Source organism: Pseudoalteromonas sp. MMG013 (genome assembly GCF_018100885.1).
Classification (GTDB): domain Bacteria; phylum Pseudomonadota; class Gammaproteobacteria; order Enterobacterales; family Alteromonadaceae; genus Pseudoalteromonas; species Pseudoalteromonas aurantia.
Genome location: NZ_JAGJEE010000003.1, coordinates 349,731 through 366,239, shown reverse-complemented (window position 1 = coordinate 366,239; position 16,509 = coordinate 349,731). Strand labels below are relative to the sequence as shown.

The following is a 16,509-nucleotide window of genomic DNA, read 5'->3' as shown; positions in this document are numbered from 1 at the left end:
GTATCTTAGGGTGTGAGAGTTCAAGTCTCTCCCTCCGCACCATTTTATATTTCTGCAAATTAAATTCTTCCAAACATATTAATATTTTTTACTTCCTTATACATTCAGTCTTGTAATCTTTATTTGCTTTTTACCGACACAGTTTGCTTACCTGGTACTCTTCTTCCTTGCTCAATAAAAAACGGACCAAAGCCCGTTATTGATTCATTCGACATATTTTTACGAAAGCAACGTTAAAAAACACCACCCATTGCATGCCTCAATACTTGTTTCTTCAAAGGCCCAGCATTATTTGCCAGTTTTAAAGCGCTGTTTCGCAATAATTTCAAAGGTGCTAACTCATTAGAAAAGCCAAAGTAACAGGCATCCATCATGCTCATCATTGCTAAATTATCTTTTCGTCGTACTTTTTCATAAGCTTTTAATAAGCTAAACGCACCTAAATCAGGCTGATTTTCTAGGCAATGTGCTAGGGCAGCCACATCTTTAAACCCTAAGTTAACCCCCTGCCCTGCCAATGGGTTAATTGTGTGCGCCGCATCACCAATTAGCACCACTCGCCCTTTACTGTAATTATTAGCATGTTGGCGAGTCAGCGGAAACACCGCTTTTTCACAGACACTGAAATCACCCGGTAACTCAAAGAAATACGCTTCAATTTGCGCTTTAAGTTGAGCGTTGCTCATTTTTGCCAACGAGGCTAATGTGTCACTGTCTTGATACCAAATTAAATTTGCATAAGGCGCTTGCATAGGTAAAAACGCAATGGGGCCTGATGGCTTAAATTGTTGCCAGGTTTTTATTTGTTGTTCAGCATCTAGCTTTATTAATATCCCCATACAACTTTGTTGATACTGCCAGCCCGTAGTGCCAATATTGGCCAATTGACGCACCTGAGAACGCCCGCCATCAGCCGCAATTAATAGGTCAGCTGCGTAAATCTTATCGGCATAATGCAAAACCACATCCTCTACACCATACTCAATCTCTGTTGGCTGACTGGTTACTTGCTCGACGCGAATACCCCACTTTTCAAATTGATGCCATAAACTGGCTTGTACTAAACTATTTTCAATTAAGTGACCTAAGTGGCTCTCTGCCATATCCGCACAATCAAATAGGAGTCGATTTGAGGGTTGTTCATATGCTTCAAGTTGTTGGTAAGGCGCAATTCTGCCTTCACGTAACAGAGGCATTGCGCCAAGTTCATCGAGTAACGCTTCTGAGAAACGATTAATGGCAGAGATGCGAATATCAACCTTATCGCTACTAAGCACATTTTCAGGAGTTATGGGCTGATGTTCTAAAACAGTCACATCTGCACCTTGCATTGCTAGTTTTACCGCTGCAGCAGCGCCAACCATGCCGCCGCCAACGATCACCACCTTGTTTTTCATGCCTTTTGCCTTAATCAAATGAATGCCGTTAAATTGTATCGTAACTTATGCAGTTTTGTCCGTTTGTAATGCTGGAAATACGCTTATGTTTGATCCCAGTTTCTAAAGTTAAAAACTATACTTGGCTAGTTACGCTAGGTCATATAAAATACGCGTCCTTTAAGCTTTGTGGTTACGAAACACTGATCGCTTTGCAAACGTCAAATTGCGCGCTATGTGCTGAAGTCCGAATTGAATACGAGGCAATATTTCAATGAGTAAAAAATTGCATATTAAAACCTGGGGTTGTCAGATGAATGAATATGACTCTCAGAAAATGGCAGATCTGCTAGATGCCACTAATGGCTATCAATATACCGAAGAAGCCGAGCAAGCGGATGTCATCTTACTCAATACCTGTTCAATTCGTGAAAAGGCACAAGAGAAAGTATTTCATCAGCTGGGTCGTTGGAAACTACTAAAAGATGATAACCCTGACTTGGTTATTGGTGTCGGTGGCTGTGTTGCCTCACAAGAAGGTGAAACAATTCGTAAGCGTGCACCCTTTGTTGATATCGTTTTCGGTCCGCAAACATTGCACCGATTACCTGAAATGATCAAACAAGTACAAACTAAGCAAGGCTCTGTGGTTGACATTTCTTTCCCTGAAATCGAAAAATTTGACCGCTTACCAGAACCTAAAGCTGAGGGCCCTTCTGCATTTGTTTCGATTATGGAAGGCTGTTCTAAATATTGTACCTTCTGTGTTGTACCATACACACGTGGTGAAGAAGTCAGCCGTCCGTTAGATGACGTCTTACTGGAAGTGGCTCAGCTAGCAGAGCAAAACGTGCGTGAAGTAAATCTACTTGGGCAAAACGTAAATGCTTATCGTGGTGAAACACACGATGGTGAAATCTGTTACTTCTCAGATCTTCTGCGTTATGTGGCAGCCATTGATGGTATTGACCGTATTCGCTATACCACATCTCATCCTGTTGAGTTTACGCCTGACATTATCGACGCATACGAAGACGTACCAGAGCTAGTTGATCACTTACACTTGCCCGTACAAAGCGGTTCAGACCGTGTATTGAACTTAATGAAACGTGGTCATACTGCACTCGAGTACAAATCAACAATTCGTAAATTACGTAAAGTGCGCCCTAACTTGAGTATGTCGTCTGACTTCATTATTGGCTTCCCTGGGGAATCTACCGCAGACTTTGAAGCAACAATGAACCTAATCAACAGCATTGGCTTCGATATGAGCTTCAGCTTTATCTACTCAGCACGCCCCGGCACGCCTGCAGCTGACTTGCCTGATGATGTCACAGAACAAGAGAAAAAAGAGCGTCTTTACATTTTGCAAAACCGTATCAACCAAATGTCACAAGACATTAGCCGTAAAATGTTTGATACTGAGCAACGTATTTTAGTTGAAGGCCCATCAAAGAAAAACCCGATGGAATTACGTGGTCGTACTGAAAATAATCGCGTAGTTAACTTTGAGGGCCCTCATTCTGTGATCGGTCAGTTTGTCGATGTACGTATTACAGAAGCATTGCCAAACTCATTACGTGGTGATTTAATTCGTACCGAAGCAGAAATGAATTTGCGTAAAGAGATAGCGCCATCATCAATTTTAAATCGCGCACCTGCTGAACCAGAAGCCGATGAGCTAGGTGTAGCGACTTTTACACCATAACGCTAATTTAAATTACGCCAGCATATGCTGGCGTAATTATTACAGGAATCAATTTTGAGTAGTCCAACAAAAAATATTGAGTTTTATCTAGAGCCATCTGACAACGCACGCCTTTCTTCTTTGTGCGGACCTTTCGATGAGAATGTAAAACAAATTGAACGCCGTATCGGTGTAGAGGTTACTCACCGTGACAATTGGTTCAAAGTCACAGGCCAAGCTGTACAAGTTAAAGCTGCAATGGATATTTTAAAGACCCTTTATGTTGATACCGCACCTGTACGAGGCGAAATCAAAGAGATTGAACCCGATAATGTGCATTTAGCAATTACTGAGTCAAAGTGTTTAGAGCAAGATACACCAAACTCATGGGATAAAGAAGTTTACATAAAAACCCGCCGTGGTGTTATTAAACCTCGCAACCAAAATCAGAGCCAATACGTTGCAAACATCCTGATGCATGACATTTGCTTTGGTGTTGGTCCTGCCGGTACCGGTAAAACCTATTTGGCTGTGGCCGCAGCCGTTGATGCCTTAGAACGCCAAGAAATTCGTCGTATCTTATTAACACGCCCTGCGGTTGAAGCTGGTGAAAAACTCGGCTTTTTGCCTGGCGATTTAACGCAAAAAATAGACCCATATCTACGCCCTCTTTACGATGCCTTGTTTGAAATGCTCGGTTTTGAAAAGGTCGAACGCTTAATTGAAAAAAATGTCATTGAAGTTGCACCTTTAGCCTATATGCGTGGTCGAACTCTAAACGATGCCTTTATTATTTTAGATGAGAGTCAAAATACCACTGCAGAGCAAATGAAAATGTTCTTAACCCGCATTGGCTTTAATTCAAAAGCCGTCATCACCGGTGATATTACGCAAATAGATTTACCCAGAGGTGCGCGTTCAGGACTACGCCATGCAATCGACGTATTGGGGGATGTTGACGAAATATCATTTAACTTTTTCAAATCCCACGATGTTGTTAGGCACCCTGTGGTCGCTCGTATTGTCGAAGCCTATGAGAAAAAAGAAGAAGCTGAGCGTAAAGAAAAAGCCGCAAAAGAATTAGCGCGTCATGACGCAGCAAAGTCGAACTAAGAGTTACTATGAGCATTGAATTAGATTTACAAATTGCCTGTGAGTTCGAGAATTTACCCTCTCACGAGCAATTTGAACTTTGGGCGAGTAAGGCACTACTGCCTTATCATGAAAAACCAGAGTTAACCATTTTAATCGCTGACGAAACACAAAGCCAAGAGCTCAATAGCCAATACCGAGGTAAAGATAAACCAACGAATGTATTATCGTTTCCTTTTGAAGCTCCTCCTGGTATAGAATTACCACTTATTGGCGATTTAATTATTTGCCCTCAAGTGGTTAAGCGAGAATCTATTGAACAAGAAAAGCCTTTCCACGAACATTTTGCACACATGGTGATCCACGGGTGCTTGCATTTATTAGGGTTTGACCATATAAATGAACAAGACGCGATAGAAATGGAAAGCCTTGAAAAAGAATTTCTAGCCGAGATAGGGATTTCAGACCCCTATCGCGATGATATTTAAACGATGGAGTAAAACATAGTAATGAGCGACGATAACTCGCATAGTAGCCAGGGTTCTTCTAGCAAAACCTGGTTGGGACGCATCACTCAGATGCTGCAAGGGGAACCCCAAAACAAAGAAGAGTTGGTAGAAGTCATAGCTGATGCTCAGGAACGTGATTTAATCGATCCTGAAACAAAAGATATGATGGAAGGTGTATTAGGTGTCTCAGAACTAAAAGTTCGCGATATCATGATCCCGCGCTCACAAATGATCACACTCGATGTAGATGAGTCGTTAGAGCAGCAATTGCCTAGTATGGTTGAATCATCGCACTCACGCTTTCCTGTGATCTGTGAAGATAAAGATCATGTAGAAGGCATATTGCTTGCCAAAGATTTGTTACCACTTATTTTAAATAAAGACGACGCATTACCGGTTATACGCGAGTATTTACGCCCGGCAATTGTGGTACCTGAAAGTAAGCGTGTTGATACGCTACTCAACGAATTTCGTCAAAAGCGCTATCATATGGCCATCGTTATTGATGAATACGGTGGCGTATCAGGCTTAGTAACCATCGAAGATATTCTTGAAATTATTGTTGGCGAAATCGAAGATGAGCATGATGATGATGAAGAACAACAAGATATTCGTCAATTATCAAAGCATGTATATATGGTGCAAGCGCTAACACCCCTTGATGAATTTAATGAGTTCTTCAAAACGGGCTATGATACTCAAGAAGCTGATACGATTGGCGGGATTATTCTCCATGCTTTTGGCCATATGCCTAGTAGGGGTGAAACAATTGATATAGACGGCTTGCAATTTAAAGTCACTAATTCTGATAATCGTCGTATTATTCAACTACAGGTCAGCGTACCCAAGACCGAGCATGTTGAACAAGAAACTGAATAAACTCGTTACCCTTTCTAAAGATTTACGCGCATGGCTTGCATTCTTTGCAGGCCTATCGCTGACCTTTGCTTATGCGCCATTTAACCTCTGGCCTCTCGTTTTTGTAGCCATCGCTATTGCCTGTTATTGCACTGATGTAAAAGATATCAAGCTAGTAGCTAAATATGGTTTTATTTTTAGCTTTGGTTGGTTTACCGCAGGGATAAGCTGGGTGCATGTCTCTATTTCACAGTTTGGTGGGCTACCCTTGCCTGTTTCACTATTACTTATGGCGCTATTGTGTGGATATTTAGCATTGTTTCCAACATTTGCGTTTTTATGTGCACATAAGTTTAGCCGAGCACCATGGCAACGCGTATTTTTACTCATTAGTGGTTTTGCTATTTTCGAATTTTTTAGGGGTAAGCTACTAACGGGTTTTCCATGGCTCAGCTTTGGCTACACATTAACAGACAGCCCGTTTAATCGCCTTGCCCCCCTTATTGGCGAAATGGGCTTAACGCTAATGTGCGTATTGCTCGGCGCTTGTTTATATGCGCTCGTCACTGCTCGGCAATATTTATTATCTACCTTTACTGTAATCGCCGTTTCCTTGCTATTTTTGCTTAGCCACTTTGTACAATCACCTTCGTATAATCACAAAACTATTACAACGCTGTTAGTACAAGGTAATATTCAGCAAAGCCTGCGTTGGGAGCCTGAACAATTTTGGCCGACTATGTCAAAGTATCGCGATATGACGCGCGTTCATTGGCAAAACACTGATTTAGTAGTTTGGCCTGAAGCTGCGATTCCTGAAATAGAAGACATCGCATACCCTTTTTTAGAAGGGCTAGACAAAGCTGCGGCTTTTAATAATACCGCGGTTATTACGGGTATTCCTGACTACCAATTTAACACTAAAACCGTATACAACACCCTTATAGTATTAGGTAAAAAGAATAACGATGATCAAACTGGGCATTACCAATATCTGCACCCAAACCGATATCAAAAACATCAATTACTGCCTATCGGGGAGTTTGTTCCTTTTGAAGAGCTATTGCGACCGCTAGCCCCTTTATTTAATTTGGCAATGTCATCTTTTAACCGTGGTGAACGCGTACAAACAAACCTTATTGCTAATGGGCTAAATATTCTACCGGCTATTTGTTATGAAATCGCGTTTAGTGAATTAGTGCGAGACAATTTTACAGAAGAGTCTGATTTACTATTCACTGTCAGTAATGATGCATGGTTTGGCGACTCCCACGGACCCCATCAGCATATGCAGATTGCGAGAATGCGCGCACTAGAACTACAACGCCCATTAATACGCGTCACCAATAATGGAATTACCGGTGTATTTGACCCAATATCAAAAATTCAAACCTCTTTGCCACAATTTACCGATGATGTGTTAAAAGTAAATGTTAAACTCATTAGCGGTATTTCCCCATTCAGCCAACATGGTCAAACACCAATGTGGTGGATTGTGATTGGTATGTTAATCAGTGTGATTTTAGTCAATACAAAGCGGCTTGTAGCCGCTAAGTTAGAACGACACTTTTTGTAGTAGGAATCAAAATGTGCAGTCGAGGGCTTTGTGCACATCAAAGCTCTCAACTTAGAAGTTACTCTGAGAGAGAAAAGAACCCAAGACGGTTTAACTCATCTCCTTTAAATTTGAGCGGATCTTGGATGCGACATGCCCCATTATCTCGAATAAAGTTCAAAACATCCGCCACATCATCATCTTTTTTCATACATGCTAGTGGGATCATATTCCGAATAATATCACTTGGCTGAAATTGCCACTGCTCATCTTCTGATATGAGTTTACTCTGTTGATACACAGCATAAGAGGTTGCTACCGGCGCCGCCCAAGAGGAGTGCAGCTCCCACTCTGACGCATAACGCATACCAAAAACATCAGATATCATTTTAGGTGTGCTATTGGTCACATCAGAGTTAAACCCTTTAATTCCAAAATTTATATACAAGTCTATATGCTCATGCCCACCAAAGTGTTGTTTAAAGTTATTAAAAACGTCCCGCCACTGAACTTTTCCATCATTGTCCAATGGGGAGTCTTGCTCAACTGTTGTGTAAGAAGCGACTCTGACACGGTTATCATAAGCGAGGGTATCTAACACGCTACTCACTTCATCAACCCCTCTTATTCCAGCTTGAATACCCAACACATCCGTTGAGCTAAACATCACATCGTATACAGGTTTAACCGCCAATAATAAGGAGGTTGCTTCACCACTTTGCAACGTACCTTCACATTTATTATTAAAGGCATTCGTTACATGATCTTGTGTGTAACCGCCTGAGAAGTTTACAAAATTAACACCATACTTATCAATCGCGTTTGCTTTAAGAGAATCCGCTGCACTTTGCATATATGACAGCAATGCATTGCTATCTTTATTGCACATTAAATCACTGTGCTGCAGAAATGGTAAAAAGCTCGCAGTGTCAACTAACACAAATTCAGCTTTAGGAATATGCTCCGCCAAATACCCTAGCACCATAGTGCCATGTGTCGCATATATCATATTGGTATCGGGATCAAAGATGTCACTAGGTACCTTTTCTGTATAAACCTTCGCAAGCTCCTCTAACCATTTAGCAGGTATAAAGCCCGGAACCATCGCACCATTTTGATTAGGGTCCTCAAAAGTAAAGGTATCTAGTTGTGACATCAACTGTTGACCCACTTTAGTCACTTTAATACTAGGATTGCTTTCAATAAACGCCTTGTTTTGCACATCATACTTAAGGTAGGCTTTAATTCGACTGCGATAGCGCAAAATGGCTTGAAACTCCATCCCTGCATCCAATACCATAATCGTTTGCTTATTATCCGTTCTTACTTCATCAAAGCTGCCATTAGAAAAAGATATACTTTCAACCGTACACAGTTCATGTTGTTCAGTGGGGTCTACTCTACAATCAACCGCTTCATCACTAAACCATTGTTTTTTATTTGAAATATAACCTTCACTTTGAGTTTTAAGTGCCTGTAAAGAAACCATAGGATCTATCGGTTCCGGTGGTGGCTCTGGTGGCGGTACGACAGGATCTGTTGGTGGTACTACTGGGTCCGGCAGCTCCGCTACAGGAGGCTGTGGGAGTTCATTATCAGATGACGAGCCGCACCCAAAAAGGAAAATACTTGAGGCTGCACCGAGGGCGATTACAGCTGTTCTAAGTTGTAACTTTATCATAGGACTCCTTCCACATTAAGTTCACTCAGTGATAGACAAATTATCATGAATTATTCGTAACTGAATATGATCAGCTACGAATAATATATATTAACACCAAGCACAATAAAATATAACAATTGTTATTTATTGTTACTGAGCTAAATATCCCAGTCGGTTTAGTTCATCTGAGCGATGCTTAAGGGGATCTTGAATTCTGCATTTATTCGAACCGTTTCGAATAAATTGGTACAAACTCCAAGAGTAATAACCACCATAGTTATAGCAATTGTATGAAATCAATTGATTTTTCAACAAACTAGGTGAAAATACTGCATGAGGATTGACCTCATAAACTTTACTTTGTGTATTGATTGCATGTGAAGTAACAACTGGCGCTGCCCAAGACGAGGATAATAAAGCCCAGTCAGGAGCATACTGCATGCCAAACATATCAGAAGTCATTTTAGGTGTTTGATTACGTTGGAAAAAATTAACACGACCATAACCAAAGTTGACGTACATATCTATGCTTTGATTACCATCAAATTCACTTTTAAATTTATCGAACACGTGTTGCCAACCAGAGTCGCCATACACAGAAACATTAGTATCGAAGGTTTCGGTTGTGTAAGGCTGAACTCGAATTCTATTCACATATTCGATAACATCTAATGCATCAGCATTACTGCTCGTGTCCCTTTTTCCTGATTGAATTCCCAGTGTCTTGGGTGACTCAAACAAAGTTTGATAAACCGGCTTCAAAGACTCCAACAATTTTTTCGCACGAGAGTCTGACAAACTACCGGAACACTCATTTTGCTGCCACGCTTGTTGTACGTGTGAACGTGTAAAACCGCCAGAATAATTAACATACTCAACACCATGCTCATCTATCACGTCTGTTCGTAACGAGCTTGCAGCAGTTTGCATATAAGATGAAAGCGCATCATGATCTTTATCACACACCAGTGATTTATGTTGCAACAGCGGTAAAAAGCTCGCTGTATCAATTAATACAAACTCCGCTTTAGGGTTATGCTGAGCCAAATAACCAAGCACTTTAGAGCCATGACTAAAATGTGTCACTCCAGTCACATGATCAGCTGTATCCGCAGGCGCTGCAGCACCATATGCGAGCGCTAAATCTCTTAACCATGCTGAAGCCAAAAAACCAGGCTTCTGCTGTTGAGTATTGAAATCTGTATATTGAAATTGATCTAACTCAGTCAATAACTTCTTGCCCAACTTGGAGATAGCAACTCTTGGGTTACTCTCAACAAATGTTTGTGATGACACATCATAACTATAATGTGCCTTGATCCGACTGCGATACCTTAAAACACTTGCCAAGTCCATGCCCGAGTCCAAGACTAATACCGTTTGACGGCTATCAACGCGTGCTGGATCATGTGCGCCATCATTGAACTCAACATGGGTAGTATCGCACATGGCATGCGTATTTTGACCGCACTGAATACCCTCTTGCGATATCCAGTCAACTGTTTGCGTTACATACTCATCACTGAATACTTTAGTTGGATGAGAAAATGAAAGAGCTGGCAGTGAAGAAGTGCCGAACATCAATGCACTCACTATTGATAACTTAACCATTACTAGATCCTTGTTTGTTAAATAATGCTTGTACGCGTGCGATAGACTCATCAATACTGGAGTTTCTTAGAAAAACTGAGCCAAAAATATTTGCATATATCTTCCTTACCCGATCATGCTGCTCATCACTGTAGCCGAGCTCAGTCATCACTGTTTCAGGATGGTCAAGTACCTGTGCTTCTTCAAACGTATTAATCGAAGCATGCACCAACTCTTCTAAGTCTAAATCTTGGCGTTTCAGAAATTCTTGATTATCTAAGGCTTGCTGGTCAAGTACTTCAGCCAGCTTAACCGTGGTATCATATAGCTGATACGGCTCGCCCTGATTTGCCAATTCTTCAAGCAGTTTGATTGAATAGACTCGGGCTAAAGCTTGCTCTTCACCAAAGTTCTGCTTCGCGCTTTCTAAATTCAGCAGGGTATTTTTTGCAATGTCGACGGTATTAGAATCTTTTAACAGCTCTTGTAATTCAGCTTTCATAAAAGCAGATGAATTAAATTTTCCAACAGACATTTGCATACGTTCGAAAGCAATTAACATACGCTCTTTTGTATTAACTTCACCACTTTTTGGTAAAGGCTTTTCAGAATCGATTTTGTCGCTAATTTTTGCGCCAATCTGCTCAAGCTTGGCTGTATTTGTTGTTATTAAAGATTGTACTGCATTATCATTTTTTTTACTTAGTTCACTATGCTCAACATCGCCCATATAATAAAATACGGCTCCAACGAACACTGAAATCGATGCTGCCGATAGAATAATCCTTTTTGTACCCATCCTAAACCTCCAGATAAATGTAACGGAAGGTAAAGGAAACCTGTGTTCCCTTTACCTTTAGAAGGTTACTTACGAATAATTACTTTACCAAGGTCAGCGTGAAGCTGATTCTGCCAAGTAAGGTCACCTACAAACATGCCATTTGCAACAATGATGTGGCTTGCTTTAGCGTCGCCATTTGTCTCAAAGTTGTAAACATCATGCTTGGTGAACTCACGAGTGATTGATGTTACTTCAAGCTCAGTTCCCTGTGCATTTAGCATAGTTTGACCAGCTTTAACATTTTTTGCAGAAATCATAGTACCGTCACCTAACAACATACCGTGGTGCTGAGTTACTTTTAGCTCGTTGCCATCTTCAAATGTAAATACATATAAAGCTGGAGTTTCAGGACCCTTAGTACGAGTTTTCATTTCAAACGAGTCTGTACCTAAATCGTTTAAAGTTGCTTCGCCTGATAACGCAACAAGGCCAAATGAGTTATCTAGCTCTTTTGCACGAATGTCTTGAATTGAACCATCCTTCAATACACGAATAAGTGTATCTTGCTCAAAACAACCACACTTACATACTGCTGCAATATTTTGGCTAAAAAAGTCAATGATTGGATAGAAGCCATTTGCTTTACCCCAATCAGCGGCGCGACGAGAAATCTTGCCATTATCGACAGCCCAATCAATTCTCATGTGACACTCGCTTTGAGAAATTGGTTGATATACACAACGCCCAGCTATACCCGCATCAACTTGAGCACGGTTAGAGTATGCGGCTAAATCCATCGTTGCACTCGCATTGAATGCAAACAAACTCACTATGGCAGCAAAAAATAAAGATAGTACTTTCATGTTCAGTTCCTTTTTAACTATTAACTAATTTTATTGATGATTTACTTTAAGAGTTACGTTGTTAAACGCAGAGTAACCATATGCGGATATATACCATGTGCCCGCTTTAGGGTTACTAATTACACATGATTCGTTTGAAGTATCTGGATTTTCTGATGCGCAGTCGTTATCTAGCGGCCAAGGTGCAATACCATGCTTAAGATATAGATCTGCGTCACCCGTACCACCAGATAGAGTGACATTTAACCGTGATGTACCCGCTGGAACATCATAAGTGAATACTTTATCTTCATTTTTAGCGCCACTAATAACTTTAACCAAGCCGCCATCATTACCATCTAGCTTGGCGTATACCAACTTGTTAGGTGAACCTTTTACGTCACCGATCACATTTGGCGTTGCACCAGAAGATAAAGCGTTGTCTATTTGAGCTGGACTTAATGAAGGGTCATTAGCTAACTGCAAAGCAGCAACACCAGCTACATGTGGTGCAGCCATTGATGTACCACTAATTGTACGGGTTGCGCTGTTTGATCCTATCCAAGCCGATTTTATCGAAGACCCAGGCCCAAATACGTCAATACACTTACCATAGTTTGAGAACCCTGAACGACGGTCGCTCGAAGTAGAAGATGCAACCGTGATTGCCACAGGTGTGCTTGCAGGGGAACGCCCACATGCATCAGAGTTTTCATTTCCCGCAGCAACAACAAATGCAATCCCTTTATTAACAGCACTTGTTACAGCGTTATTAACTGCTTGCGATTTACCACCGCCCAAACTCATATTAGCGACAGACGGTCCATTGGCATTGTTAGCAACCCAATCAATACCTGCAATAACACCTGCATAAGTACCTGAGCCTTGACAATTCAACACTCGAACGCCAACTAGGTTTACATTTTTTGCCACACCATAAGCGGAGCCACCGATTGTGCCGGCAACGTGCGTTCCATGGCCATTACAATCAGATGCATTGCCATCATTATCAACGAAGTCATACCCACTGCTGGCACGACCACCAAATTCAGCGTGACTATTCAATATACCAGTATCGATAACATATGCGGTCACACCTGAACCTTGGTTTGGCGCTTCATATTTGTTATTTAATGGTAAAGCTCTTTGGTCAATACGATCTAAACCCCAAACAGGGTTATTTTGTAACATCGAAAAATCTGACTTAATTGGCTGTACAGAAACAACCGCATTTTGCTCTACAAAATCAACATCAGGGTGGGCTAGCAATTTAACTAATTGGTCTGGATTGGCGATAACTGACACACCAGATAAACTTGCTGAATATTCGCGTTGGACTTCAACACCTATTTCAGCGCTGAGTCTATCGGTAACTTTGGCTGTAAATTCTGACTTTGCTTGTTTATCACTGTTAATAACCACTTGTGGCACTTTATAAACAACAATATAACTCTGTTCAATCGCCTTAGTTCCTTCAGCATTGCTATAAAACTCCGCTGCTTGAGCAGAAAACACGGTACCTGTTAGCAGGCTCAGCGCGATAGGCGTAAGTTTCCATTTATTCATGATTTATCCTTATTGTGATTGTTAGATATATGTTAATTACACCCCTCCGAACAAATAGTAATAATCGCTACTACAAACTTCAGAGACAATCCACATGCTCCCTAAATGAGGTGCAATAAAATCCTGACAGATAAAAAAATAAAAATAAACATAAAACAAACAAAAAAGTAACACTGTTTTTATTTAATTAATAAATTCAACATAATAAAGTAAGAATTTTTTCACCATCACATCCTTTTTTCCTAAGTAAAAAATAGTAAAAGCCAATAACCCAACAAATTAAAGCCATAATGAGCATTAATGCATAAAACAAATCAATTTAAATATAAAAATAATATAAAGATCAATATGGGAACATTGTTGAATAATTTATTACTTAGGCCACTTGTTGTATTTTGAAGACATATTGATGTGAGTACTTAATTGCAGACTAGAACATTCATTTTTAGCGGTCATGCAAGTGCACGTTGCCCATCTGTCGTAACGCAATAAGCAAAAACAGGTGTGCTAGTTTATAAGTTACTAGGGGTTGTTGAACTTTGCTGCTCTATTTTTGTTCTCTTTGAGCATGCTTTTATCGCGGCGCTTAATATGTGGCCTAGTGATCTAAGCGAATATTAAGCAACAAAGAGAAAGGGGGTGCTCAAAAGAACCGGTAGGCAGCGCTTGATTGGCTTTTCTACTAAGTTATCGGCTGACTCACATGGAATAACCATGCTACGCAGCCTCTGCCTTGTATAAAATTCAATCAAACTGCTGCAAAAATGAACCAAAAAGATCAACAGCCCCTAATAATGGCTGTTGGAACACGTTATGATCCGCTATCATAACGCTGATACTTCGTCACAAGTTCTGTGCAAAGCACAAAAGATTTACGCTTAATTTTAAGGTCATTTAGCATAACAAAAATGTCAAAAGGGTAACTTGGTCGTATGCTTCTCACGTTTATTTCGAGGAGGCTCCACACCCGCTTTGCTTCTTGTATCCATTGTTACTCTACTAACCAACTGACACCTTACTCAGTTCAAGGAATTTATCGCTATGTCATTTAGCTCTTTAGGCTTGTGCACCGAGTTGCTCACAGCTATTTCTGCACAAGGCTATACAACCCCGTCACCAATACAACAAAAGGCTATTCCTGCAGTACTTAATTTGAGTGACGTTATGGCAGTAGCACAAACAGGCACGGGTAAAACCGCTGGATTCACGTTACCCGTAATACAACGCTTATTTGATGGCTCCCCAGTGCAAGCAAATTATGTCCGTGCGTTGATCATTGCCCCAACCCGTGAGCTCGCCGCACAAGTCGCCAATAGTGTCGAGAATTACAGTAGTCACATGAATTTGCGTTCTGCAGCGGTATTTGGTGGGGTCAGGATTGAGCCTCAAATTGCTGCACTTCAAGCTGGGTTAGACATCCTTGTTGCCACACCTGGCCGTTTGATTGATTTATACAACCAAAAAGCCATTAATTTTGCACAACTCGAAGTATTAGTATTAGATGAAGCTGACCGCATGTTAGATTTAGGGTTCATTGAAGACATTTCGCACATTGTTTCTTTATTGCCAAAAAAGCGGCAAACTCTGATGTTTTCCGCCACCTTTTCACAAGAAATCAAAACACTCGCTAGTAGCATGTTAAATGACCCCCAACTCATTGAAGTAAATGTTGTAAATAGCACCATAGATACAATTAGGCAAAAAGTACACCCTGTCGATAAAGCACGTAAAAGTGAAATACTGATCCACCTGATAAAAACGAATAACTGGCGTCAAGTCTTAGTTTTTAGTCGCACCAAAAAAGGCGCTGATGAGTTAGTGTCGCAATTAGAACATGCGAACATTCCCGCCGCATCTATTCATGCAAATAGAACACAACATGCTCGAACTCATGCATTAGAGGGGTTTAAAAGCGGTAAAATTAAAGTCCTGGTCGCGACCGATATTGCCTCTCGTGGCATTGATATTGACCAACTTCCTTGTGTCATCAACTTTGATCTCCCTGATATCGCAGAAGATTATGTACACCGAATTGGCCGTACCGGTCGTGCCGGTACCAAAGGACTCGCTATTTCACTCGTGAGTACCAGTGAAAAAAAACAGTTACTCGCAATTGAACGTATGATCAACCGAGCGTTTAGCCAAGAAGTTATTCCTGGATTTGCCCCCACTAAAAAAGCTACTGTTGTCAAATATGACGATGATGAATACGGTAATTTCGAAGCGGACCCTGTGCCTCGCCGCAATGGTAAATCTTCAGGCCGTAACAGCCGCTCAAATACCACATCGAGCCGTAAGCGCAGAAAGTAAGGCCGGTGTAAGTTTGGCTTTCTTAGAAACCTTATGATCAATAGCGTAAACACCACTTTCATGAACTCATACTGATTAGAACAGTATGAGTTTACTGTACCTCGGTCACCTATTAACTCTCTTTTACAGAGTATTTATTGTAGACATGGTGAAAAACGTCCTCACCCCTCCTCTCATATTTTTCTTCTAGAAGTAAAAACTAATTAATTAGTTGATAAACTTTTAGGCTATCGCTATAGTACTTAAAACTAATTAATTAGTAGGAAATAAAATGGCCCGCAAAAAATCAACCCAGCTTACCGACAGTGAACAAAGCATCATGGAAATTCTGTGGCACAAAGAGCAAGCCTCAGTACGTGAAATCACTGCGGCACTCAGTGAAGAAAAAGCAACCGCTTATACGACTGTACAAACCATGTGTAAAATCTTAGCAGACAAAGATTATGTCGACTTTCGAAAAGAAGGAAAGGCATTTATCTATACACCTAAAATTACTCAAAAAGAAGCAAGGAAGGGTGCTCTCACATCCTTGTTAAACAAGTTTTTTGGCGGCTCGCCTGAAGTACTCGCTCAGCATTTAATACAGGAAACTGATATCGAATTAGATGATTTGGCCGAGTTACAAAAACACATTGATCGCGCCGACGATTAATCCGCTTTTCGTTCAATTTACAGCTAAT

General features: G+C 40.8%; 13 protein-coding genes. 7 read left to right on the top strand and 6 right to left on the bottom strand.

From position 1 onward, the window contains the following. Positions 1 to 233: 233 nt before the first annotated feature. Complete coding sequence (locus tag J8L98_RS05075) at positions 234 to 1,397, bottom strand: FAD-dependent oxidoreductase (protein ID WP_210995575.1); 1,164 nt, start codon at positions 1,395 to 1,397, stop codon at positions 234 to 236. 253 nt (positions 1,398 to 1,650) lie between these two features. Between J8L98_RS05075 and miaB the strand changes: the two genes are divergently transcribed. The 5 genes from miaB to lnt are packed head-to-tail and all read left to right on the top strand — an operon-like array spanning position 1,651 to position 7,098. Continuing rightward, entirely contained in the window at positions 1,651 to 3,084 is a 1,434-nt protein-coding gene (miaB, locus tag J8L98_RS05070; protein WP_210995574.1) for a tRNA (N6-isopentenyl adenosine(37)-C2)-methylthiotransferase MiaB, read from the top strand. A 54-nt stretch (positions 3,085 to 3,138) separates the two neighbouring features. Further along, positions 3,139 to 4,176 carry a PhoH family protein gene (locus tag J8L98_RS05065; protein ID WP_210995573.1) on the top strand — a complete coding sequence of 346 codons (1,038 nt, stop codon included), beginning with the start codon at positions 3,139 to 3,141 and terminating at the stop codon, positions 4,174 to 4,176. 8 nt (positions 4,177 to 4,184) lie between these two features. Then, positions 4,185 to 4,643, top strand: a complete 459-nt coding sequence (gene ybeY / locus J8L98_RS05060) for an rRNA maturation RNase YbeY (protein ID WP_210995572.1) — start codon at positions 4,185 to 4,187, stop codon at positions 4,641 to 4,643. A gap of 21 nt (positions 4,644 to 4,664) precedes the next feature. Then, positions 4,665 to 5,543, top strand: a complete 879-nt coding sequence (corC, locus tag J8L98_RS05055) for a CNNM family magnesium/cobalt transport protein CorC (protein ID WP_210995571.1) — start codon at positions 4,665 to 4,667, stop codon at positions 5,541 to 5,543. Next, a complete protein-coding gene (gene lnt / locus J8L98_RS05050) occupies positions 5,521 to 7,098 on the top strand; it encodes an apolipoprotein N-acyltransferase (RefSeq protein WP_210995570.1) in 1,578 nt (525 codons plus the stop codon). The genes corC and lnt overlap by 23 nt, the downstream gene beginning before the upstream one ends. 58 nt (positions 7,099 to 7,156) lie before the next feature. On the opposite strand, the gene J8L98_RS05045 is transcribed toward lnt, so the two are convergent. The 5 genes from J8L98_RS05045 to J8L98_RS05025 form a co-directional block, all read right to left on the bottom strand. Next, on the bottom strand, positions 7,157 to 8,758 hold the full coding sequence (locus J8L98_RS05045) for a hypothetical protein (RefSeq protein ID WP_210995569.1): 1,602 nt from the start codon (positions 8,756 to 8,758) through the stop codon (positions 7,157 to 7,159). Positions 8,759 to 8,890: 132 nt separating this feature from the next. Next, positions 8,891 to 10,351, bottom strand: coding sequence for a hypothetical protein (locus tag J8L98_RS05040; RefSeq protein WP_210995568.1), 1,461 nt, complete (start codon positions 10,349 to 10,351; stop codon positions 8,891 to 8,893). Further along, a complete protein-coding gene (locus J8L98_RS05035) occupies positions 10,344 to 11,129 on the bottom strand; it encodes a hypothetical protein (RefSeq protein ID WP_210995567.1) in 786 nt (261 codons plus the stop codon). The genes J8L98_RS05040 and J8L98_RS05035 overlap by 8 nt, the downstream gene beginning before the upstream one ends. A gap of 65 nt (positions 11,130 to 11,194) precedes the next feature. Next, complete coding sequence (locus J8L98_RS05030) at positions 11,195 to 11,974, bottom strand: Hint domain-containing protein (RefSeq protein ID WP_210995566.1); 780 nt, start codon at positions 11,972 to 11,974, stop codon at positions 11,195 to 11,197. A gap of 30 nt (positions 11,975 to 12,004) precedes the next feature. After that, entirely contained in the window at positions 12,005 to 13,519 is a 1,515-nt protein-coding gene (locus J8L98_RS05025; protein WP_210995565.1) for a S8 family peptidase, read from the bottom strand. Between the two features lie 1,041 nt (positions 13,520 to 14,560). Here J8L98_RS05025 and J8L98_RS05020 point away from each other — a divergent pair. Both J8L98_RS05020 and J8L98_RS05015 read left to right on the top strand, forming a co-directional pair. Beyond that, a complete protein-coding gene (locus tag J8L98_RS05020) occupies positions 14,561 to 15,829 on the top strand; it encodes a DEAD/DEAH box helicase (RefSeq protein WP_210995564.1) in 1,269 nt (422 codons plus the stop codon). Positions 15,830 to 16,100: 271 nt separating this feature from the next. Next, a complete protein-coding gene (locus tag J8L98_RS05015; RefSeq protein ID WP_210995563.1) occupies positions 16,101 to 16,481 on the top strand; it encodes a BlaI/MecI/CopY family transcriptional regulator in 381 nt (126 codons plus the stop codon). The last annotated feature ends 28 nt before the right edge of the window (positions 16,482 to 16,509 follow it).

Excerpts from the sequence above, each read along its gene's own strand:
- J8L98_RS05045 (WP_210995569.1), bottom strand. The coding sequence starts at position 8,758 with ATGATAAAGTTACAACTTAGAACAGCTGTAATCGCCCTCGGTGCAGCC.
- lnt (WP_210995570.1), top strand. The coding sequence starts at position 5,521 with ATGTTGAACAAGAAACTGAATAAACTCGTTACCCTTTCTAAAGATTTA.
- J8L98_RS05040 (WP_210995568.1), bottom strand. The coding sequence starts at position 10,351 with ATGGTTAAGTTATCAATAGTGAGTGCATTGATGTTCGGCACTTCTTCA.
- J8L98_RS05015 (WP_210995563.1), top strand. The coding sequence starts at position 16,101 with ATGGCCCGCAAAAAATCAACCCAGCTTACCGACAGTGAACAAAGCATC.
- J8L98_RS05025 (WP_210995565.1), bottom strand. The coding sequence starts at position 13,519 with ATGAATAAATGGAAACTTACGCCTATCGCGCTGAGCCTGCTAACAGGT.
- J8L98_RS05020 (WP_210995564.1), top strand. The coding sequence starts at position 14,561 with ATGTCATTTAGCTCTTTAGGCTTGTGCACCGAGTTGCTCACAGCTATT.
- miaB (WP_210995574.1), top strand. The coding sequence starts at position 1,651 with ATGAGTAAAAAATTGCATATTAAAACCTGGGGTTGTCAGATGAATGAA.
- J8L98_RS05035 (WP_210995567.1), bottom strand. The coding sequence starts at position 11,129 with ATGGGTACAAAAAGGATTATTCTATCGGCAGCATCGATTTCAGTGTTC.
- J8L98_RS05075 (WP_210995575.1), bottom strand. The coding sequence starts at position 1,397 with ATGAAAAACAAGGTGGTGATCGTTGGCGGCGGCATGGTTGGCGCTGCT.
- ybeY (WP_210995572.1), top strand. The coding sequence starts at position 4,185 with ATGAGCATTGAATTAGATTTACAAATTGCCTGTGAGTTCGAGAATTTA.
- J8L98_RS05030 (WP_210995566.1), bottom strand. The coding sequence starts at position 11,974 with ATGAAAGTACTATCTTTATTTTTTGCTGCCATAGTGAGTTTGTTTGCA.
- corC (WP_210995571.1), top strand. The coding sequence starts at position 4,665 with ATGAGCGACGATAACTCGCATAGTAGCCAGGGTTCTTCTAGCAAAACC.